This window comes from Aestuariivirga sp. (genome assembly GCF_965227715.1).
In the GTDB taxonomy this organism is placed as follows: Bacteria; Pseudomonadota; Alphaproteobacteria; order Rhizobiales; family Aestuariivirgaceae; genus Aestuariivirga.
The window spans coordinates 21,644-42,283 of sequence record NZ_OZ245771.1 but is presented as its reverse complement, the minus strand read 5'-3'; the positions used below and the strand labels follow the sequence as shown (position 1 = coordinate 42,283).

18 protein-coding genes are annotated in these 20,640 nt (G+C 63.4%); 9 read left to right on the top strand and 9 right to left on the bottom strand.

The features are described 5' to 3' along the window. Nucleotides 1–125: 125 nt before the first annotated feature. The 5 genes from ACO06F_RS00160 to ACO06F_RS00140 all read right to left on the bottom strand — a co-directional run bounded on the left by ACO06F_RS00160 (nucleotide 126) and on the right by ACO06F_RS00140 (nucleotide 3,892). On the bottom strand, nucleotides 126–905 hold the full coding sequence (locus ACO06F_RS00160; protein ID WP_421694686.1) for a TerC family protein: 780 nt from the start codon (nucleotides 903–905) through the stop codon (nucleotides 126–128). 77 nt (nucleotides 906–982) lie between these two features. Beyond that, nucleotides 983–1,360 (bottom strand): hypothetical protein, encoded by a 378-nt coding sequence (locus ACO06F_RS00155; RefSeq protein WP_421694685.1) that lies wholly within the window; start codon nucleotides 1,358–1,360, stop codon nucleotides 983–985. Then, nucleotides 1,357–2,769, bottom strand: a complete 1,413-nt coding sequence (locus ACO06F_RS00150; protein ID WP_421694684.1) for a radical SAM protein — start codon at nucleotides 2,767–2,769, stop codon at nucleotides 1,357–1,359. Before ACO06F_RS00150 ends, ACO06F_RS00155 begins: the two co-directional genes overlap by 4 nt. Continuing rightward, complete coding sequence (locus tag ACO06F_RS00145; RefSeq protein WP_421694683.1) at nucleotides 2,766–3,206, bottom strand: hypothetical protein; 441 nt, start codon at nucleotides 3,204–3,206, stop codon at nucleotides 2,766–2,768. The genes ACO06F_RS00150 and ACO06F_RS00145 overlap by 4 nt, the downstream gene beginning before the upstream one ends. After that, entirely contained in the window at nucleotides 3,203–3,892 is a 690-nt protein-coding gene (locus tag ACO06F_RS00140; protein ID WP_421694682.1) for a prolipoprotein diacylglyceryl transferase family protein, read from the bottom strand. Before ACO06F_RS00140 ends, ACO06F_RS00145 begins: the two co-directional genes overlap by 4 nt. Before the next feature lie 98 nt (nucleotides 3,893–3,990). On the opposite strand from ACO06F_RS00140, the gene ACO06F_RS00135 reads away from it, so the two are divergent. After that, nucleotides 3,991–4,776 carry an outer membrane protein gene (locus ACO06F_RS00135; RefSeq protein ID WP_421694681.1) on the top strand — a complete coding sequence of 262 codons (786 nt, stop codon included), beginning with the start codon at nucleotides 3,991–3,993 and terminating at the stop codon, nucleotides 4,774–4,776. 18 nt (nucleotides 4,777–4,794) lie between these two features. Here ACO06F_RS00135 and ACO06F_RS00130 read toward each other — a convergent pair whose 3' ends face one another. The 3 genes from ACO06F_RS00130 to ACO06F_RS00120 form a co-directional block, all read right to left on the bottom strand. Continuing rightward, a complete protein-coding gene (locus ACO06F_RS00130; protein ID WP_421694680.1) occupies nucleotides 4,795–5,172 on the bottom strand; it encodes an NnrS family protein in 378 nt (125 codons plus the stop codon). Nucleotides 5,173–5,273: 101 nt separating this feature from the next. Beyond that, nucleotides 5,274–7,265 (bottom strand): hydantoinase/oxoprolinase family protein, encoded by a 1,992-nt coding sequence (locus ACO06F_RS00125; protein WP_421694679.1) that lies wholly within the window; start codon nucleotides 7,263–7,265, stop codon nucleotides 5,274–5,276. A 9-nt stretch (nucleotides 7,266–7,274) separates the two neighbouring features. Beyond that, a complete protein-coding gene (locus ACO06F_RS00120; protein ID WP_421694678.1) occupies nucleotides 7,275–9,566 on the bottom strand; it encodes an NADP-dependent malic enzyme in 2,292 nt (763 codons plus the stop codon). 129 nt (nucleotides 9,567–9,695) lie between these two features. On the opposite strand from ACO06F_RS00120, the gene ACO06F_RS00115 reads away from it, so the two are divergent. Together ACO06F_RS00115 and ACO06F_RS00110 are read left to right on the top strand one after the other, a co-directional pair. Beyond that, nucleotides 9,696–10,334, top strand: a complete 639-nt coding sequence (locus tag ACO06F_RS00115) for a hypothetical protein (RefSeq protein ID WP_421694677.1) — start codon at nucleotides 9,696–9,698, stop codon at nucleotides 10,332–10,334. A gap of 70 nt (nucleotides 10,335–10,404) precedes the next feature. Further along, nucleotides 10,405–11,058 carry a response regulator gene (locus ACO06F_RS00110; protein ID WP_421694676.1) on the top strand — a complete coding sequence of 218 codons (654 nt, stop codon included), beginning with the start codon at nucleotides 10,405–10,407 and terminating at the stop codon, nucleotides 11,056–11,058. Between the two features lie 322 nt (nucleotides 11,059–11,380). Here the strand turns inward: ACO06F_RS00110 and ACO06F_RS00105 are convergent, their stop codons facing one another. Continuing rightward, nucleotides 11,381–14,890, bottom strand: a complete 3,510-nt coding sequence (locus tag ACO06F_RS00105) for a NahK/ErcS family hybrid sensor histidine kinase/response regulator (RefSeq protein WP_421694675.1) — start codon at nucleotides 14,888–14,890, stop codon at nucleotides 11,381–11,383. 214 nt (nucleotides 14,891–15,104) lie between these two features. Here ACO06F_RS00105 and ccoN point away from each other — a divergent pair, with 214 nt between their 5' ends. The 6 genes from ccoN (at nucleotide 15,105) to ACO06F_RS00075 (ending at nucleotide 20,634) form a co-directional block, all read left to right on the top strand. Next, complete coding sequence (gene ccoN, locus ACO06F_RS00100; protein ID WP_421696741.1) at nucleotides 15,105–16,688, top strand: cytochrome-c oxidase, cbb3-type subunit I; 1,584 nt, start codon at nucleotides 15,105–15,107, stop codon at nucleotides 16,686–16,688. A gap of 21 nt (nucleotides 16,689–16,709) precedes the next feature. After that, the gene (ccoO, locus tag ACO06F_RS00095; RefSeq protein WP_421694674.1) at nucleotides 16,710–17,435 is read left to right on the top strand and encodes a cytochrome-c oxidase, cbb3-type subunit II; all 726 of its coding nucleotides are present in this window, start codon (nucleotides 16,710–16,712) and stop codon (nucleotides 17,433–17,435) included. A 5-nt stretch (nucleotides 17,436–17,440) separates the two neighbouring features. After that, a complete protein-coding gene (locus ACO06F_RS00090; RefSeq protein WP_421694673.1) occupies nucleotides 17,441–17,602 on the top strand; it encodes a cbb3-type cytochrome c oxidase subunit 3 in 162 nt (53 codons plus the stop codon). Nucleotides 17,603–17,605: 3 nt separating this feature from the next. Continuing rightward, entirely contained in the window at nucleotides 17,606–18,499 is an 894-nt protein-coding gene (ccoP, locus tag ACO06F_RS00085) for a cytochrome-c oxidase, cbb3-type subunit III (RefSeq protein WP_421694672.1), read from the top strand. Between the two features lie 113 nt (nucleotides 18,500–18,612). Next, the gene (gene ccoG / locus ACO06F_RS00080) at nucleotides 18,613–20,139 is read left to right on the top strand and encodes a cytochrome c oxidase accessory protein CcoG (RefSeq protein ID WP_421696740.1); all 1,527 of its coding nucleotides are present in this window, start codon (nucleotides 18,613–18,615) and stop codon (nucleotides 20,137–20,139) included. Nucleotides 20,140–20,142: 3 nt separating this feature from the next. Next, nucleotides 20,143–20,634: a FixH family protein gene (locus tag ACO06F_RS00075; protein WP_421694671.1), complete on the top strand. Its 492-nt coding sequence runs from the start codon at nucleotides 20,143–20,145 to the stop codon at nucleotides 20,632–20,634. The last annotated feature ends 6 nt before the right edge of the window (nucleotides 20,635–20,640 follow it).

The following is a 20,640-nucleotide window of genomic DNA, read 5'->3' as shown; positions in this document are numbered from 1 at the left end:
CTTTCAAACTGTAAGGGATTTGCGGCGCTTCTAGCCGAGGGCGGCGGTAAGGGCAACTGGCGGGTCAGTTGCGGAACTTCCCTTCTCCCGTGGCGGCGCGACGGGAGAAGGGAAAGCGGGATGCCTCAGTGCAGCGTCGCCTTGGAGGCAGCCTCGGCGGCCTGCTTCTTCTTGCGGGCCCGCCGCGCCAGCATGTTGAGCACTTCCACCAGGGTGGAGAAGCCCATGGCGGCGTACACATAGCCACGCGGCACGTGGAAGTGGAACGCTTCCGCAATCAGCGTCATGCCGATCATCAGGAGGAAGCCCAGCGCCAGCATGACGATCGTCGGGTTGGCCGCAATGAAGCGCCCCAGCGGATCGGCTGCAAACAGCATGACGGCCATGGCCACGATGACGGCGATATACATGATGGCCAGATGGTCCGTCATGCCCACCGCCGTGATGATCGAATCGACCGAGAACACCAGGTCCAGCAGCAGGATCTGGAAGATCGCGCCCCCCACCGTCAGGGTGGCGGCCCCCACGATATTCTCCTTGCCGTCCTCGGTGTCGACGGAATGATGGATTTCCTTCGTGGCCTTCCACATCAGGAATAAGCCGCCCGCCAGCAGGATCAGGTCCCGCCAGGAGAATGACTTGTCCAGCACCGTAAACAGCGGTTGGGTGAGCTGCGCGATATAGGCCACCGTCGCCAGCAGAACGAGCCGCATCAGCAGCGCGCCGCCAATGCCCAGCCGCCGCGCGCGGGAGCGGTCCGCCTCGGGCAGCTTGTTGGACAGGATCGAGATGAAGATGAGATTGTCGATGCCGAGGACGATCTCCATGGCAATCAGCGTGCCCAGCGCGATCCATCCTTCGACCGACGTGACGAAGGTAAAGTGTTCAGCCCAGAATTCCGCCACGCGATCCGTTCCCCGCAAAAACCCCTGACCCGGCTATATGGCCCAGCAGCGCTAACTCTTCAACCCTGAGGCGGGTTTCATGGCGATTGCGGCGGCGGAAGCCTGCCCGCCATGATGACGGTCAGCACGGCCTTGAGCAGCAGCACGGCGATGACCGGCAAAGCCAGCGTCCAGATGTCCTGAACCTGGTAGGAGACCGAACTCCAGAAAATGCCCGCCGCGATGGCCGCCAGCACATCGACACCCGCCAGCACATAGAAGACCCAGCTTTGCGCGCGGTACTTCCCCAGAAGGGCCAGCAGCACCAGAAGGTTCAGCACTGCCACGGCACCGGGGATCAGCGCCAGCGGAGCCGCCCCGCTGTCGCCCGAGAACTGGATACTCACCAGGAAGATGGCGCAGCCGCCGGCAAACAGCACCACCAGCCCGCAGAAGATGCCGAGGATGACTTTCATACTTCCCCCCTGCTCCGCGCCATGCGGGCCCGCGCCGCATCGTCGCGATAGAACATGTTGTAGGTTTCAAACGGAATGATCTGGCCGTTGGGCGTCACGAAATGAATGCAGCTCCGCTTCACCCGGCCCACGCAGAAATTATGCCGGTCCATGAATTCCACGATGGCGATACGGAAGATATTCTCATATCCGAACCCCTCCGGAACCGGCACCTCCGGCAGGCAGCACAGCAGCGCGTTGAGCTTCTCCGGGTTGTTGCATTCGGCGGTGGACAGCGAAAAGAAGCTCAGCACCTGCGCATGGAGATCCGGATATTTCTCGAAGGTGATGGCGTTGGGCAGCGCCTCCACCAGCATGTCACGCGGGAAGAATGACGTGATGGGCGCAATCGTCCGGCCCTTCCGCAGCGCATAGCCAATGGCGATCGATTCCGGGTTGCACGGCAGCGGAATGATGTCGCCCGCGCCAAACGCCGTTCCGGCCTGGATGATGCGCTGCCGGATGTCGGAGAGCACCATCCGGTCCCGCGCCGGGTCGAAGCCTTCATTGCGCCCCGCATCCTGCACCGGCTGGAAGGTGATGCCCCGCACGCAATTCCATTGCAGGGCAAAGTCGATGATCTCTCCCAGCTCATCCTCATTCTGCCCGGCCTTCACGACCACGACCAGCGTGGTCGAGATGTTCTCGCGTTCCAGTGCCTCCAGCGCCTCCCGCCGGATGCGCGTCAGATCCGCGCCGCGAAGATTTTTCAGCACCGAAGCCCTGAGCGAGTCGAACTGCAGATAGACCTCGAAACCCGGCTTGAACGCAGCGAGGCTCTTCACGAACTCCGGCTCCTGCGCAATGCGGATGCCGTTGGTGTTCAGCATGATGTGCCGGATCGGCCGCCGCTTCGCCGCCGAGATGATCTCGAGAATCTGCGGGTGCAGCGTGGGCTCCCCACCCGAAATCTGCAGGAGGTCGGGCTCGCCTTCGGAGGCGACCAGCGCATCCATCATCCGCTCGATCTCAGCCAAAGGCCGGTGCATGGTCTTGGCCGTGGAGGAATTGGCAAAGCACGTGGGGCAGGTCAGGTTGCAGGCTTCATTCACCTCGATCAGCGCCAGGCATGAGTGCTGCTCATGGTCAGGGCACAGGCCGCAGTCATAGGGGCAGCCCAGCTCCGTGCGGGTTTGGGGGGAAAGCGGCCGGTCACCCGGTTTCAGATAATCATGGCAAAGCTTGAAGTAGCTGATATCGGTTGAAACCAGCGCCTTCTCCACCCCATGCGTCTTGCAGCGCTTGAGGTAGAAGACCTTGCCTTCTTCGAAAATAATCTTGGCCGGCACCAGCGCCATGCAGTCGCTGCACATGGAGGTGGTCTGGCCATAGAAGACATAGGGCGCGATCTTGCGGAGCGGCGCGTTCATGCCGGGTCCCGGCGCGGCAGGAACAGGTCCGCCGTCCAGTCCTGTCCGAGAACGGCAATCGCCGCTGAGGCGACCCCCAGCACCGCGAAGAAGCCAACCGGCGGAATGCTGATCCCCACGAAACCGATGACGCCGGCAGACCATAATCCCGCCAGCGCCATGAGCACCCGCAGCGCCACATGGGATTCGTCACGCTTTCCCGCCTGCGCCTGTTCCACCCTGTCCGCAAACATGATCGTCAGCAGGCCTGTCACAAAGGGCGGCAGCGCGAAGAGCAGGATCACCAGCCATTTGATGAAGGTGAAGAAGCCGCCATCCTCGATCACCATCCAGCCGAAGATCAGCGCCCACAGCGCGTAGATCGCAGCCCCCACGGCGATTGCACCGCCAATCTGCAGCCACGCCAGAACGCGGCACCAGAAATCCGCCCGGTTCATGACGCCCTCCCCTTCGCCATCATCGCAATCGAATAAATCACGAGTCCCGCACAAAGCAAATGGAACAGATTGAACGGACCCACAACCGTTCCATAGGGCTTCAGAAACTCCCAGAGGAAGCGCTGCCCGGCATAAACCAGCACCAACAGGTAAAACCCGTTCCGCATGAAATACGCGCTCCTCCGCCCGATAAGGATGAGCGCCACCACCAGAAACACCGCCATGGTGAAGCTCTCATAGAGCTGCACCGGGTGGCGCAGAATGCCGTCACCGAAATCATGCCCCAGCGGAAAACTGGTCGGAGTGCCATAGGTTTCGTCCGCAAGCCCGGAGAGGTAACACCCCCACCGCCCCACCACCACGCTGGTCGCAAAGGCCGGAACGAAGATCAGCCCGGTTGACCCCGTGATGCCGCGCCACCGCTTGAAGATTTCAACGGCGAGGATTGCCCCCGCCAGCGCCCCCAGAATGCTCCGGCCCATTCCGGGCTCGCCGGACAGCCAGAGGTTCAGCGTGCCCGCGCCGAAGCCGCCAGCCGCCGCCCCGGCCAGCAGGGCCAGCGCATAAAGCGGCCCGGCAGAGTCGATCTTCTGTCCGGCGTCCCTCAGCCGCCAGCGGTAGACGAACAGCGTCATCCCCAGCGAAGCGCAGGCGGCAAGGGCATCGAAAATCACATGGATCGGCACGGCCCCAAGCTTAGGGCCAGCGCCCAGCGCCTTCAATGGTTGCGGACTGGCCTTGGCTCCCGCACAATCGATCTTATCAACTGATTCATTGGCACCTCATGCGCATCCTCCCACCTCCGATCACCCTGGCGGCAGCGCTTCTGGCAGCGCTTGCGGGGCCGGCCGCGGCAGAAGGCCCCAAGCCCTATCTCCGCGCCACGCTGGGCCTCGCCTGGACGGGTGATACGAGCTTCAAGGATGCCGATTGCAAAGCACAGGATCCCTTCGCCCTGTTCGGCTGCGGCACGGGCGAGAACGGAAAGTCCATCGGCGCGCGCGGAGATTTCGGCACAACCACCATGCTCGGCGCAGGTGCCGGTCTCGAACTCACCTCATGGTTCCGGGTGGAGGCGGCCCTCGACCTGCGTCCCAACCTCGCCTTCGACGGCAATGCCAATTTCGTCAAGGCGGGGCGCGATCAGCCGGTCAGCAGCACCGTCAACCAGGCCGATCTCATGGCCTTTGCTTATGTCGAACCCTTGGCCGCCATGGGGGTCGAAACGCGGCTTAGGCCCTATCTCGGCCTGGGCGCCGGCGTCTCGCGCAATGAAACATCGAAGATGACCTATGAATTCCCGGCCCTGGCGCAGCCGCGCTATTCGGTCATGCCCGGCGGCACGCATTATGATTTCGCCTGGGCCGCCGAAGCGGGCCTGGGCTATGCCGTGAGTGACAGGATCACGCTGGAACTGGCCTATCGCTACAGCGACTTGGGCCAGGTCGAAACCGATGACGGCACGCTGTTCGTCCAGCGCGCCACCAGCACCCTGCTGATCCCGATTGCCGCAACCGAGGCCAGTCTCACCAGCCAGTCCGTCACCGTTTCCGCCCGCTTCGGCTTCTAGAGAAGGCTGACCCGCTTCTCACGCCGCCCGCAGCACCGGCCTTGCGTTCCAGATGAACAGCAGCATGCCGGCCAGAAAACCGATGGAGGCAAGCGCCGTCACCGGTTCAATCTGCTCCGTCCCCTGCAGAAGCACGAAGAGCGAGGCCACCAGCACCACGCCGCTGATCGCCTGAACATAGAAATGGATCCGGGCCATTGGCCTCGAGCCGATTTCCGGAAACAGATGGTAGAAGAAGGCGAACACCGACGACATCAGAAAGCCCGCCACCATGATATGCGCATGCGTGGGCATTTGCGTGTGGTCATGCATCGCCGCCATGGCGATGCCGAGCACCATGCCCGCCACCGCATAACAAACCGCCAGAATGAAAAATGGCCGTGCCGCACCTTTCATGATGCAAATCCTCCCCCAGTTCAGCCGCCCCGGGGGAAATCTCTAAGCCCGAATCAAATCCGCCGAAACGCACCGCGCGTTGCGGCCATCGGCGATTTCGCTCAGCGCTGCCCGGTTTCCGGCCGCCCGATGGCTTCGGCCCGTATCTTGGCCTCGAGCAGGCCATTGTCATCTACCGCGTCGGGCAGGCGGCTCTTGCTCATGCTCACATGCACCTGCGGCTCTTCAGCCCCCAGCTGGCGCACCGCCTCGGCCGCCGCACTGCGGGCCAGAGCCTCCGCCGCCGCCAGCGCTTCGGGGCCGGAGGTGAACACCGCCGTGCCCTGAGGCCCGTGCAGGCGGAACAGCCCGCTGCCATCGCCTTCCACCGTCACCGTCACCACCTGCGCGATGACGCCGGTCGCCGCACCCACCGCATTCGCCACATCGAAGAAGGGCGGGAAGACCATCTCGCAGCCGAGCCTTTTTCCCACCTCTTGATAATAAACCCGCACCGGCCCGCCCACGGCAACGACGGGCACGGAAGGTGACAGTGAGACCCGCGCCAGCCCCAGATTTCCCCGGCCAGAGCACACCGCATCCACCAGCTCGTGTTCGCCGAAGCTCTTGCCGAAGGCCGTGTCGAGGATCACCTTCGCCGTTCGCCGCACGGTCTCGGACCAGACTTCACGGCAGAAGCCTTGAACGCGCGCCGCATCGCCCAGCTTCATGTCGCGGAAGCGCACCATCAGCTTCGCGGCAAGCTCTGCTGCGGGCCCCGGCCAATTGTCCTGCAGGCCCAGCACATGCGCTGCATCGGACGGCGTGAACCCACCCGTCTGCACCAGGCCCTTGCGCTTCAGTGAAGCCAGCGCCCGCTGCGCGGCGGACGAGACCGCCACCTTGCGGATGGGCTTTGGCCGCTCGTCCACCAACGCCAAAAGCTCCGCCTCGCGCGGGTTCACTTCCGCGTTCAGGGCCGCCGTCGCGCCGAAGGGCTTCAGCACGAACTTGCCGTGTAGTGAGCCGCCCTCGGTATCCGCCAGATCCGCCTCCAGCATGGCCACCACTTCCGGGTAGCGTGAGGCGAGAAGCGAAATCGGCGCCACCCGCTGCGGTCCCACGGTGATCTTGCCATTGAGGTCGATCGCAATCTCGCTGTCGCCGCCAAGCCCCACGGTCTTGACGTCGATGGCCTTCACCATGGTGCGCCAGCCGCCTACTTCCGCGCCCTGCTCCGCCACCTGCGGCCGGCCGTTCTGGAGGATGCCCAGATCCGTCGTCGTGCCTCCCATGTCGGACATGATGAAATCCTTGGCCCCGCACAGCCAGGAGGCACCCACAAGGCTCGCCGCAGGGCCTGACAACACCGTTTCGATGGGCCTCAGCGCCACGCGGTCCGCCAGCGCCAGCGTGCCGTCACCCTTCACGATCATCAGCGGGCAGTCGATGCGAAGCTCCGCCATGGAACGCCTCACCGCGCTGATCAGCATGGAGACGCGCGAGATCAGCCGCGCGTTCAGCACCGCCGTCAGCGCCCTCCGGGGCGCATCGAGCGCGGAGGTCAGCTCGGTTGAAAGCGTTGCAGGCTTCCCCGTGGCCTCAGCCACGATCTCGCGTGCCCGCTGCTCATGCTTGGGGTTCCGCACGGCGAAGGCAGATGCAATTGCAAAGGCATCAACCGGCATCGCCAGAACGGCAGCCCCCAGCGCCGCCACATCCAGGGGCTTCGCCTCATCGCCATTGTGGTCATGCCCGCCTGCAATCATGGCAATGGGCATGCCGGGAAACGCTTTGGCAATCCCCGTCCGCTCCGCCATCGCCTGATCGAAGCCGATCAGGATCACGCCCACGGCGGAGCCATGCCCCTCCACCACCGCATTGGTGGCAAGCGTGGTGGACACGGACACCAACGAAATGTCCTCCGGCCTCAGCCCCTGCGGCAGCTTCGCCACGGCAGCCGTGATCGCCCCCGTCACGCCGATGGAGAGATCGCCCTTGGTCGTGATGGATTTGGCCGAGGCCACCACCCTGTGCCCCTGCGCCTCGATCACCGCCGCGTCCGTATAGGTGCCGCCGGTGTCGACGCCGATCAGATAGGTTCGTGCTGTCATGCTCTCAAATCATCCGGCGCGGTGGCAGGTCGCTGCTTCAGCAACGGCAATCGCCGTCATGTTGACGACACCGCGCGAGGTAACGGAGCCCGTCAGGATATGCGCCGGCAGTGCCGCGCCCAGCAGGATTGGCCCCACGGGGAGCGCGTCACCGAACACCTTCATCACCTGATAGGCGACATTGGCGGATGTCAGCCCTGGCATCACCAGCAGATTGGCCTCGCCCTTCAGTGTCGAGGACGGCAGCTTCCGCTGCCGTACGGATTCGATCAGGGCCGTATCGGCCTGCATTTCGCCGTCGATCTCAAGCTCCGGCGCTCTCGCATGCACCATGGCCAGTGCCGCGCGCATCCGCAGCGTCACCGGCGTGTCGAAATCGCCGAAGTCGGAATGGGCCACCAGCGCCACTTTGGGCTTGATGCCGAAGCGCTGCACATGGGCGGCGCACATCAGCACCGTGTCAGCCATGGCCTCCGCCGAAGGCTCCGCCTGCACATGCGTGTCGGTCAGGAACACCACCCCGCGTGAAGTGATCATCAGGCTCATCGCCGCGAATTCGCGCGCGCCCGGTGCCAGCCCCACAATATCGCGGATGTGGCGGAGCTTGGCGCGGTAGCGGCCCTCAAGCCCGCAGATCATCGCATCCGCCTCCCCCCGCTTCAGGGCAAGTGCCGCGATCACCGTGGTGGACGTTCGCACCAATGTGCGCGCCGCATCGGGCGTGATGCCGCGGCGGCCCGCCGTTTCCACATAGGTCTGCACATAGTCGCGGTAGCGCGGATCGTCTTCCGGGTTCACCACCTCGAAGTCATGCCCCAGCCTGATTGATAGTCCATAGCGCTTGAGCCTGGTCTCGATCACCGCCGGCCTGCCGATGAGGATTGGCTTCGCAATCCCCTCCTCCAGCACAACTTCGGCCGCGCGCAGCACGCGCTCGTCCTCGCCATCGGCATAGATCACGCGCTTGGGCGATCGTTTGGCCGCGATGAAGATCTGCCGCATCACGAAGCCCGAGCGGAACACGAAGCGCTCGAGCCGTTCGGCATAGGCCACCATGTCCTCGATGGGCCTGGTCGCCACACCGCTCTCCATCGCCGCGCGGGCCACGGCAGGCGCCACCCGCAGGATCAGCCGAGGGTCGAAGGGCGCAGGGATCAGCGAATCCTTGCCGAACAATCGCGCCTCGCCGCCATAGGCGCGGGCCACCACGTCCGACGGCGTCTCGCGGGCAAGGCCTGCAATCGCGTTGACGGCTGCCTGCTTCATCGCCTCGTTGATGGTGGAGGCCCCCACATCCAGCGCACCGCGGAAGATATAGGGAAAACACAATACGTTGTTCACCTGGTTGGGGTAGTCAGAGCGCCCGGTGCAGATCATGGCGTCAGGCCTCACCGCCACGGCAAGCTCCGGCATGATCTCGGGCGTGGGGTTGGCCAGCGCCATGATCAGGGGGTTCGGCGCCATCTGCTTCAAAAGTTCTGGCTTCAGCACGCCGCCTGCTGAAAGGCCGAGGAAGATGTCAGCCCCTGCGATGATCTCGCTTAGGCTCCGCGCGTCCGTTTCCTGCGCAAAGGCCGCTTTCCAGCGGTCCATCAGCACCTCGCGACCCTTGTAGACCACGCCCTCGACATCGGCGACCCAGATGTGGCTCCGCTCGGCACCCAGGCTCACCAGCTGGTTCAGGCAGGCCAATGCGGCAGCTCCTGCCCCGCAGGCCACGATCTTGATCTTGGAGATATCCTTGCCCGCCAGCATCAGCGCGTTGGTCACAGCCGCCCCCACGATCACCGCCGTGCCGTGCTGGTCGTCATGGAACACGGGGATATTCATGCGCTCGCGCAGGCGCTGCTCGATCTCGAAGCACTCGGGCGCCTTGATATCCTCAAGGTTGATGCCGCCGAAGGTGGGCTCGAGTGCCGCAACCGTGCTCACCATGCCCTCGACACTGGTTTCCGCCAGTTCGATGTCGAACACATCGATATCTGCGAATTTCTTGAAGAGCACCGCCTTGCCCTCCATCACCGGCTTTGCCGCCAGCGGCCCGATATTGCCAAGCCCCAGCACCGCCGTGCCATTGGTGACGACGCCCACCAGATTGGCCCTGCTGGTGTATTTGGAGACGAGCGACGGGTCGGCATGGATCGCTTCAGACACCGCAGCCACGCCGGGTGAATAGGCCAGCGCCATGTCGCGCTGGTTGCCGAGCGGCTTGGTGGCGCGGATTTCGAGTTTCCCGGGCTTGGGCTCAGAATGGTAGACCAGCGCACCCGACTTCAGGTCGCTCGACATGGGCGATGACATTTTTGAATTCCCCTCTTCGTTCCTTAACCCCGTTCACCTTCGGCGGGCTTGAACGAGAACTGTTGCCCCTTTGTGGCGCTTTTCGCCGCTGATTTGCAAGTCTTCGCCCGATGGGGCTAAACTCCCCCCATGCTCACGCCCCTCAAGACGGAAGTGGAAAAAGTTGGCGACCTCTCCCATGAGGCCCGCCGCTTCCGCACCATTCTGTGGAGCTTCGAGAAAAACATCGAGCTCCTGTTCAAAGGCACGGGCCTTGCGGCGGAGGTTGACCACGCGGCCCTGGCCGAAGCCTTCTCGCGCTGGCGCCAGGCCTTCGACCAGACCAAGCACCTGGCGGACATTGACCGGAAGGACTTCACCATCTTTGCCGCCGGCATGATGCTGAAGGAGCTCCTGGCCGCCCGCCCCATCACCGCGATCGTGCCTGATCAACTGGGCCTTCCCGCGCTTCCCGCTACCATTGACCACCGCCTGAAGCGCTGGCCGGAAGGCTATGCCTATACGAGCTTCTGCCTCTCCGTCGCCGCCGCCGTGCTGAGTGAGATGGGTGCGGCCGAGCCCACGGAATCGGGCGTGGCGGATGATCCGCGCTTCTGGGACTCTTTCCGGGAGAACGTGGCGGAGAACCCCGCCAACGCCATCGCCTTCTTCGACATGGTGGTGGGTCTTGCCCCCAACTGGTCCGCCCCGGACGTTCCCTGGATGCGCCGGACCTTCCTGGACCGGAAACAATCGCTGGAAGGTAAGAGGCCCAAAGAGGTCAAGTGAGGGTTGCGCTTGCCAAGCCTCTCCCCTTGGGTGAAGAATGACATCGTAGGTTTGGGAGGACCTTGAGACCATGGGGACAACCCGGATCCTGATCGTCGATGACCACCCGCTGTTCCGCGAGGCGCTGAAGCAGGCGGTATCTGGCGGCATTCCCCAATCCTCCGTCACCCTGGCCGGATCGCTCGATCAAGCCACAGCCATTCTGGACAAGGATGATGATTTTGACCTCATCCTCCTCGATCTCCGCATGCCAGGCGTGCAAGGCCTTTCGGGTCTGATCTATCTCCGCGCCCAATATCCCAATGTGCCCGTCGCCATCATCACCGCGGCGGATGATCATGGCCTCGTCCAGAAGGCCCTGAACCTCAATGCCTCCGGCTTCATTCCGAAAACCAGCGGCATCGAAACCATCGTCGCCGCCGTCAGCGCCGTGCTCAAAGGCGATATCTGGGTGCCCGAGGGCTATGCCCAGTCGTCTTCCGCCGACAAGGAAGGCGAAGACATCGCCCGCCGCATCGCCACCCTCACCGCCCAGCAGATCCGCGTGCTGATGATGTTGAAGGAAGGCCTCCTCAACAAGCAGATCGCCTATGAGCTGAACGTCTCGGAAGCCACCATCAAGGCCCATGTTTCCGCCATCCTCCAAAAACTGAACGTCTCCAGCCGCACCCAGGCCGTCATCGCCGCCAACCGAATCGACGGCATCGCCGCCGCAGAACACTAGCAGCCGCACCCTCACCCCCTTCTCCGTCACCCCGGTGGAGAGGAAGCTTCAAACCCAATTGTCAGGAATACCCTTTCTTACCCCAAGCAGCGCGCGCTGTCAAGGATTTAATTCCTCGAAGGAGATTCAATCGGCGTTTCCTGCTGGTTTCCCAACTCCTGCCACGAACCAAGCCGCACCGGCAGGCTGACGCCCCATTCGTTCCGTCACCCCAGCGAAGGCTGGGGTCCCGCTTTGTGTCCGCATGGCCGCAAGCAAAGCGGGAAGCCAGCCTGCGCTGGCATCACGGTGTGAGCGCGGACTCGACGCCTCCCGCCACACCTCAAACCTCCGCCCGCGCCGTCACGTGAGACATTGCCGCCCTGAGCGCCGCGGGTTTCACGGGCTTCCGCAGCAGGTGCACGTCATGCGCCACAGCGAGATCCGCCACGGCGGGGGTCCTGTCAGCGGTAATCAGCACGGCGGGGATGGGCCGTCGGGCCCTGGTCCTCAGGGCGCGGATCACTGAAATCCCGTCCTCATTGTTCAGGTGATAATCCGCCAGGATCATATCGATCTTGCCATCTGCCGCGGCAAAGGCCGCCAGCGCCTCGTCAAGCCCTGTCGCCAGGGACACGCAGTTGCCCCAGCCCGAAAGCAGCAGATCCATCCCCTCGAGGATCGGCCGCTCATTGTCGATCACCAGCACGTTGACGGCACCCGCCAGTGCCGGCGGCTGAACCTTTCGCGCCCTCGTGGCAACCGGCACCCGGAAGCCCTCGGCTATCGGCACCTCGACGGAGAAGACCGAGCCCCGGCCCGGCGCCGAGCGCACATGGACAGGCACCTCCAAAACCTTCGCCATGCGCTCGACAATCGAAAGGCCAAGCCCCAGGCCTGAAGTCCCGTCGCCATCCGTGTGGAGCCGCTGGAACTCCTGGAAAATAACCTCGAGCTTCGACTCAGGGATGCCCGGACCCGTGTCATGCACCTCGATCGAGAGAAGCCCTCCGCGCCGCCGGCACCCCATCAGCACCCGGCCTTCCTTCGTGTACTTGATGGCGTTGGACACGAAGTTTTGCAGTACGCGCCGCAGCAGCTTGCGGTCGGACTCCAGTGCCAGGCCACAGGGCACCACGGTGAACTTCAACCCCTTCTTCCGCGCGGCCGGACCGAATTCGAGCGCCAGCGGCTGCAGGATGTCGTCGATGCGGAAGGGCACGATCTCGGCCTTCATCACGCCCGCATCGAGCCGGGAGATATCGAGCAGTGCCGAGAGAATCTCCTCAACCGCCTCCAGCGAGGAGTCCACATTGCGGACGAGTTCCCCATCCTTCGAGCGCTTCAGCCGTTCGACGAGGCTGGAGGTGAAAAGCCGTGCGGCATTGAGCGGCTGCAGAATGTCATGGCTCGCCGCCGCAATGAAGCGCGTCTTGGACAGGTTCGCCGCATCGGCCTCCGCTTTGGCGGCAGCCAGCTCCGCATTAAGCCGTGTCAGTTCGGCCGTGCGTTCACTCACGCGGCGTTCGAGCGATTCATTCACGCGCTGCAATTCTTCAGCGGCCATCACGCTCTCGGTGGCGTCGATCACGGTCACGACCACGCCCCCGTCCGGCATGGTGCTCGCCCGGAACTCGAACACATGGCCCGTATCAGCCCGCCGTTCGCGGAACACTTCATGGGTGAGTGCGATCTTGCGCACCCGGTCATCCACCGCCTGCTTGCCGCTCGCCGTCCGCGCCAGGAAGGCGCCGAGCACTTCGGTGATGGGCGTTCCCACCCGGTTCAGGTCACTACCCAGCCCCAGGAATTCCTGCAGCGTGGAATTCCAGCAGATCAGCGTCATGCCGGGCTCGAACACGGCAAGCCCCTGGTCCACATTGTCGATGGCCGATTGCAGGAGATCGCGATTGTGCTGGATCGCCGCTGACGCATCGTCCAGCAGCTTCATGGCACCCCGGGCATGGGTCGAGTGCCGCTCCAGCATCAGCGCAATGACGAGGCGCGCGGAGGCCACACCCACGGCACTGGCGAGAAGATGCTCGGCAAAGCGAATGAGCCGCACATCGGCCTCGCCGCCGCGGGTGGCCACCTGGCCCTGCTGCGCGCGGAAGCCCTCGAACGCGGCATGTGCCCGCTCGGCGCCGATGTAGCGGGCAACCGTGTCCTCCAGCCGCTCGGCCGTCACCGCCGTGCGCCACAGCTTGAAGCCCGAGCCCGATCCCGGCTGCAGGTCCCGTGTGACGAAGGAGGTGGCCTGCACCCGCTCGATGGGCGTTGGCTGCCGCATCAGCGAGCCCGCCACATAGGCCGCCACATTGGCGAGAAGGCTCCAGATCACGCCATGGGTCAGCGTGTTGAACTCCATGGCAAACAGCATATGCGCCTTCAGAAGGCCAATGCCCCAGGGCCCCTGCTCCAGGAATCCGCGCCCGATCCAGCCCGCATCCGCAAAGGACGGCAGCAGCAGCGTATAGACCCAGACGAGAAAGCCCGCCGTGATGCCCCACATGGCGCCCCGCGCCGTGGCCCGCTTCCAGACGAGGCCGCCGAAAAAGGCCGGCGCGAATTGGGCAACCGCCGCAAAGGAGAGAAGCCCCACCTGCGCGAGGGCGGCGGAAGACCCGATCATCCGGTAATAAGCATAGGCAAGTGCCAGCACCACGATGATGGCGAGGCGCCTAATCAGGATCAGCGTTTCGCCCATATCCTGGTGCACCGTGGCGCGCTCCACCTGGCGGCGGAGCAGCAGCGGCACCACGAGGTTGTTGCACACCATCACGGAGAGCGCGATGCACTCGACGATCACCATGGCGGTTGAGGCGGAAAGCCCGCCGATGAAGGCGATCAGCGCGAACACTGGGCTTCCCGCCGCCACGGGCAGCGCCAGAACGAACGTATCGCCGTTTGACCCCGGCGGGAGCAGCAGCAGCCCGGCCACGGCAATAGGAACGACGAAGATGTTGATCGCCACCAGATAGAGCGGGAAAATCCAGGCCGCACGGCGGATTTCCTCCCGGCTGGTGTTTTCGACCGCCATCACATGGAACTGCCGTGGCAGCATGACGATGGCGAAGGCGGCAAGCAGCGTCATGGTCAGCCACTGGCCGCCGTCAAGCCCGCCGGAGAACAGCGCGGTCACCTGAGAGTCAGCCCTCGCACGGGCCAGGAAGGGGCCAATGCCCCCCATCATGCCGAACACCACGAACACGCCAACCGCCAGGAAGGCGATCAGCTTCACCATGGATTCGACCGCAATCGCCAGGATCATCCCGTCCTGATGCTCGGTCGTGTCAATGTGGCGGGTGCCGAACAGGATGGCGAAAATCCCCATGGTGAGAACCACGAACAGGGACAGCCCGTCGAGCCCGGAGGCCGCCGGCAGCACCCCGCTTGACCACTGCGGCGCCTGGATGAGTGCTGCCAGCGCCTCCGCCACCGCCTTGAGCTGGATCGAGATATAGGGAACGATGCCGATCACCGCGATCACGGTGACGAGTGCGCCCAGCGCCTCGCTCTTTCCATAGCGTGCGGACAGGAAGTCGGCTATGGAGGCGATGTTGTGCCGCTTTGTCAGCGTAGCGATTGACTGCAGCAGCCGCCAGCCGAGCGCGAACACCAGAATCGGCCCTAAGTAAATTGGCAAAAAGTCGAGCCCGGTGCGCGACGCGATTCCCACCGAGCCGAAATATGTCCAGGACGTGCAGTAGACGCCAAGCGACAGCGCATAGATCAAGGGCCGTCCGGCCCGGACGTTCCAGGTCAAGGAGCGGCGGTCGCCATAGCTCGCCACGGCAAACAATGCGCCGAGGTAAATGAGCCCTGCGGCCAATATGCTCAGTTGCCCGATCATCCCGCCATGATCGGGGTTAAGTGCCGATGAATCAAGCCTGCCGCTGATCCATCCGGCCTCGCCGGAGGTCACATGGTGCGGCGTGATTGATCCATGTCAATGCCCGGGCGGGCCGGGCCACGCATTCGTGCATCAGGATTATTGTCAGAAAAGGGGGTCTCCGATGGGGGCTGATACGGTCGTACACAGAGGAACGCCTTCGGGTGGCGGTGCGATGGTGATGATGGCCTTTTGGGGCCTGCTCGCCATCCTCGCCGTCTCGGCGGGCGCGATGGGGCTCGATGCGCCCTTCAGGATCCACATGTTCATCATGGCGGCTGCCGCCATACTGGCCGTGATCTTCAAGGCGCGGAGCTACGGAAAGCCCGCGGCGGATGAGACGGGCTACATGGACGATGTGGTGCGCTACGGCGCAATCGCCACGGTGTTCTGGGGCGTCGTCGGCTTCCTCGTGGGGCTGGTGATCGCCCTCCAGCTCGCCTATCCGGCCTGGAACCCCGATCTCGAGTGGTTCAACTTCGGCCGTCTGCGCCCGCTCCACACCTCCGCTGTGGTCTTCGCTTTCGGCGGAAACGCGCTTCTCTGCACCTCCTTCTATGTGGTGCAGCGGACGAATCGCACGCGGCTGGCGCTCGGCAACCTCGCCTGGTTCGTGTTCTGGGGCTATCAGCTCTTCATCGTGCTGGCCGCTACGGGCTATCTCTTGGGGGTCACCGAGGGCCGCGAATATGCCGAACCCGAATGGTATGTGGACCTTTGGCTCACGGTTGTCTGGGTCGCTTACTTCCTGGTGTTCTTCGGCACCCTGCTGAAGCGCAAGGAACCCCACATCTATGTGGCCAACTGGTTCTATTTGGCCTTCATCGTGACGATCGCCATGCTGCATATCGTCAACAACCTCTCGATCCCGGTGTCGCTGCTGGGCTCCAAGAGCTACTCGGTGTTCTCAGGCGTGCAGGATGCCCTGACCCAGTGGTGGTATGGCCATAACGCTGTGGGCTTCTTCCTGACCGCGGGCTTCCTTGGCATGATGTATTACTTCATCCCGAAGCGCGCCAACCGGCCGGTCTACTCCTACCGGCTCTCGATCGTGCATTTCTGGTCGCTGATCTTCCTCTATATCTGGGCAGGCCCGCACCATCTGCACTACACCGCGCTGCCCGACTGGGCGCAGACGCTCGGCATGGTGTTCTCGATCATGCTGTGGATGCCCTCCTGGGGCGGCATGATCAACGGCCTGATGACGCTCTCTGGCGCCTGGGACAAGCTCCGCACGGACCCCGTGCTGCGCATGATGGTGATCTCCGTCGCTTTCTACGGCATGTCGACCTTCGAAGGCCCGATGATGTCGATCAAGGCGGTGAACTCGCTGTCGCATTACACCGACTGGACCATCGGCCACGTTCACTCCGGCGCGCTGGGCTGGGTGGGCATGATCTCCATGGCCTGCATGTATCATCTGATCCCGCGCCTCTGGGGCAGACGAGAAGTCTATTCGCTGCGCCTCGTCAGCTGGCACGTGTGGCTCGCTACCCTCGGCATCGTGGTCTACGCGTCCGCGATGTGGGTCTCCGGTATCATGCAGGGCCTGATGTGGCGTGAGTACGATGCCAATGGCTTCCTCGCCTATTCCTTCGTGGAAACGGTGGATGCCATGCATCCCTACTACGTCATCCGCGCCTTCGGCGGCAGCCTGTTCCTGCTGGGCGGCCTGCTGATGGTCTACAACATCTATCGCACCATCAAAGGCTCTCAGCCCGTGATCCAGCCTGTCGGCATGATCTCGGCTGCGGCGTAAGAAAAAGAGGACATTGGTGCCATGAAGCACGAAACACTCGAAAAGAATGCCACGCTGCTGCTGATCTTCAGCTTCCTCGTGGTCACGATCGGCGGCCTCGTCCAGATCGTTCCGCTCTTCTACCTGCAGAACACCATCGAGAAGGTGGAGGGCATGCGCCCGTATTCACCGCTCGAGCTCGCAGGCCGGAACGTCTACATCCGCGAAGGCTGCTATGTGTGCCACAGCCAGATGATCCGCCCCTTCAGGGACGAGGTCGAACGCTATGGCCACTACTCGCTGGCCGCCGAATCGCAATTCGACCACCCCTTCCAGTGGGGCTCGAAGCGCACCGGGCCGGACCTGGCCCGCGTCGGCGGCAAGTATTCGGATGAATGGCACCGCCAGCATCTCTCGAACCCCCGGAACGTCGTGCCGGAATCGATCATGCCCGGCTACGCCTTCCTGGCGGAGAAGCCCATCGACCCGAAAGGCTTCGGCGCCAATCTGGCCGCGCTGAACATCGCCGCGAACAACGGCAAGGGCAGCATGTACAGCGAGGACGAGATTGCCAATGCCGAGGCGGACCTCGTGGCCCAGGCCACGGGCGAAAACACCGACGGCCTGTTGCAGCGCTACCCGAAGGCGGTTGCCCGCAACTTCGACGGTGAGGGCAATGTGACGGAGATGGACGCACTGATCGCCTATCTCCAGATGCTCGGCACCCTCGTCGACTTCTCCACCTTCAAGGCAGACATGTCGAGGTAATGGCCATGGAACACTACACCTTCATGCGTGAACTGGCGGACAGCTGGGGCCTCCTCGTGATGTTCGTCTTCTTCTCCGGCGCGATCCTCTTCGCCTTCCGGCCCGGTTCAAAGGCCGTCTACGAGGATGTCGCGAAGATCCCCCTCCAGAACGGCTCCGAGGACTGAGAAATGGCGACGAAAATTGAAAAGGACGAAGTCTCCGGAACGCCGACGACCGGCCATGAGTGGGACGGCATCAAGGAGCTTAACACCCCGCTCCCCAAATGGTGGCTCTACACCTTCTACGGCACGGTCATCTTCGCCATCGGCTACACCATCGCCTACCCGGCGTGGCCGATGCTGCATGGCGCGACCCCCGGCCTCCTCGGCTGGTCTTCGCGCGGGCAGCTGACGGAGCAGATGGATGTGGCCGCGGCCGCTCAGAAGGATACGGTCGACAAGATCGCATCGATGAGCGTTGATGATATCTTGAAGGATCCGAAGCTCCTGGCCTTCGCGCAAGCGGGCGGTGCGGCGGCCTTCAAGATCAACTGCGTGCAGTGCCACGGCTCGGGCGCTGCGGGAGGCCATGGCTACCCCAACCTCAATGATGATGATTGGCTGTGGGGCGGAACGCCTGACGCACTCTACACCACGCTGAAGCACGGCGTGCGCTATACGGACGATCCCGACACGCGGGATTCGCAGATGCCCAATTTCGGCATCGACGGCATCCTGACGCCCGATCAGATCGACCAGGTCGCGAATTACGTGGCAACCTTGTCTGGCGAGACGGCGGATCAAGGCAAGGCGGACGCCGGCAAGACGGTCTTCGCGGAAAACTGCGCCGCCTGCCACGGCGAGGACGGCAAGGGCAACCGCGAGTTTGGCGCGCCCAACCTGACGGACAAGATCTGGCTCTATGGCGGCACGCTGGCGGACATCAAGGCGCAGATCACCAAGCCGAGCATGGGCGTCATGCCGGCCTGGACCAAGCGTCTGGACGATGCGGAAATCAAGGAGCTGGCGGTTTACGTGCATTCCCTGGGCGGCGGCGAAGCGGCAGTGCCTGCCACCCAGTAACGACAAGCGCCGGAGGCCGCCTGCTGTGACAGCTTGGCACGCGGCCTCCAGCCACAATGTGGACGGCGAACACCGGAGCTAAATGAGCGGAGCTCCGGGTTCCGAGGGGAATGATGGTTCAGATTATCAATACGGTCGAAACGTCAGCAGACGTCGCTACCGAAAACGTGGCTGCGGTCAACAAGGCCGAAAACCGCACGCTCTACGCCTCGCGTGAGGCTATCCATCCGAAGGCGGCGCATGGCACCTTCCGCCGTCTGAAGTGGACGATGCTGATCGTGCTGCTCGGCATCTACTACCTGGCGCCCTGGCTGCGCTGGACGAGGCCGGGTGACGCGCCCGATCAGGCGATCCTGATCGACATGGCGAACCGGCGCTTCTATTTCTTCTTCATCGAGATCTGGCCGCAGGAATTCTATTATGTCGCGGGCCTGCTCATCATGGCGGGTGTCGGGCTGTTCCTGGTCACCTCCCTCTTCGGCCGCGCCTGGTGCGGCTATGCCTGCCCGCAGACGGTGTGGACGGATCTTTTCATCTGGGTCGAAACCAAGATCCAGGGAGACCGCAACGCCCGCATCAAGCTCGATGCCGCGCCGTGGAGTTTCAACAAGCTTTGGAAGCGCGGCGCCACCATGGCCATCTGGCTGCTGATCGCCATCGCCACGGGCGGTTTCTGGGTGTTCTACTTTGCTGATGCGCCCACGCTGCTGCGCGAGCTCTTCACCGGCCAGGCCTCATCGGTGGCCTATTTCACCATCGCGATCCTGACGGCCACCACCTTCACCTTCGCGGGCTTCATGCGCGAGCAAGTGTGCACCTACATGTGCCCGTGGCCCCGCATCCAGGGCGCGATGCTGGATGAGGAATCCCTCATCGTCACTTACAATGCCTGGCGCGGAGAGCCCCGCATGGCCGGCCGCAAGCGGGCCGAGGCGCATGGCCTCAAGGTGGGAGACTGCATCGACTGCAACGCCTGCGTCGCCGTCTGCCCGATGGGAATCGACATCCGGGACGGCAACCAGCTCGAATGCATCAACTGTGCGCTGTGCATTGATGCCTGCGATGCGGTGATGGACAAGGTGGGAAAGCCGCGCGGCCTCATCAGCTATTCGACCTCGGAACTCTATGCGGCCAATGTCGCCGGCAAAAACGAGCATTGGAACTGGCGCCACCTGCTGCGCCCGCGCACCGCGATCTATTTCACCGTCTGGGTGGGGGTGGGGCTTGCGATGCTCTTCACCCTCCTCCACCGCAGCCAGCTGGAAGTAAATGTGGTGGCGGACCGGAACCCGCTCTACGTTACGCTTTCCGATGGTGCAATCCGCAACGGCTACACAGTCAAGATTCTGAACAAGCGCCAGGAGCCCCGCAGCTTCCGCCTGTCAGTCGCCGATCTTCCCGGCGCCACCATGGAAATGGTGGGCGACTCCGCCGCCAAGGGCACGAGCTTCGACATCGGCGTCGAGCCGGACAAGCTCAAGGCCGTGAAGATCTATGTATCGACAGCCGACCACGAAACACTCGAACATGAAAGAAGCAGCTTCCTGTTCAAGATCGAAGAGCTGAATCCCAAGGGTGACATCCCCGCGGAAACCGCCACCTATGACGCACTCTTCCACGCGCCTGACGGCAAGGAGTAAGATATGTCCATGGCAGCAACCCAGAAGCAACTCAAAGGCAGCCACGTGCTGGCGATGTTCATCGCCTTCTTTGGCGTTATCTTCGCCGTCAACTTCCTCATGGCCTTCCTCGCCAATTCCACCTGGTCAGGCCTTGTGGTCGAGAACGGCTTCGTCGCCAGCCAGTCCTTCGACAAGGACCTTGCAAGGGCCAAGGCCCAGGAGGCACTGGGCTGGGATGTTGGCTTCTCCTTCAATCAATCCGGCATCCGCCTCAGCTTCGCAGACGCCAAGGGCGCGGCCATCGGCAGCCTTGCCATCACCGGCATGCTCGAGCGCACGGTGACGGACAAGCAAGACCAGCAGCTCACCTTCACCCACCAGGGCGGCGGCATCTACTCAGCCCCAGCCCGCCTAGGGAAAGGACTGTGGGAGGTCGAGGTGGATGGCAAGGGAAACGGCGTCTCGGACTATCACAAGATCTTCCGCTTCTTCGTGAAGGACGTTCAGGAGTAACCCCCA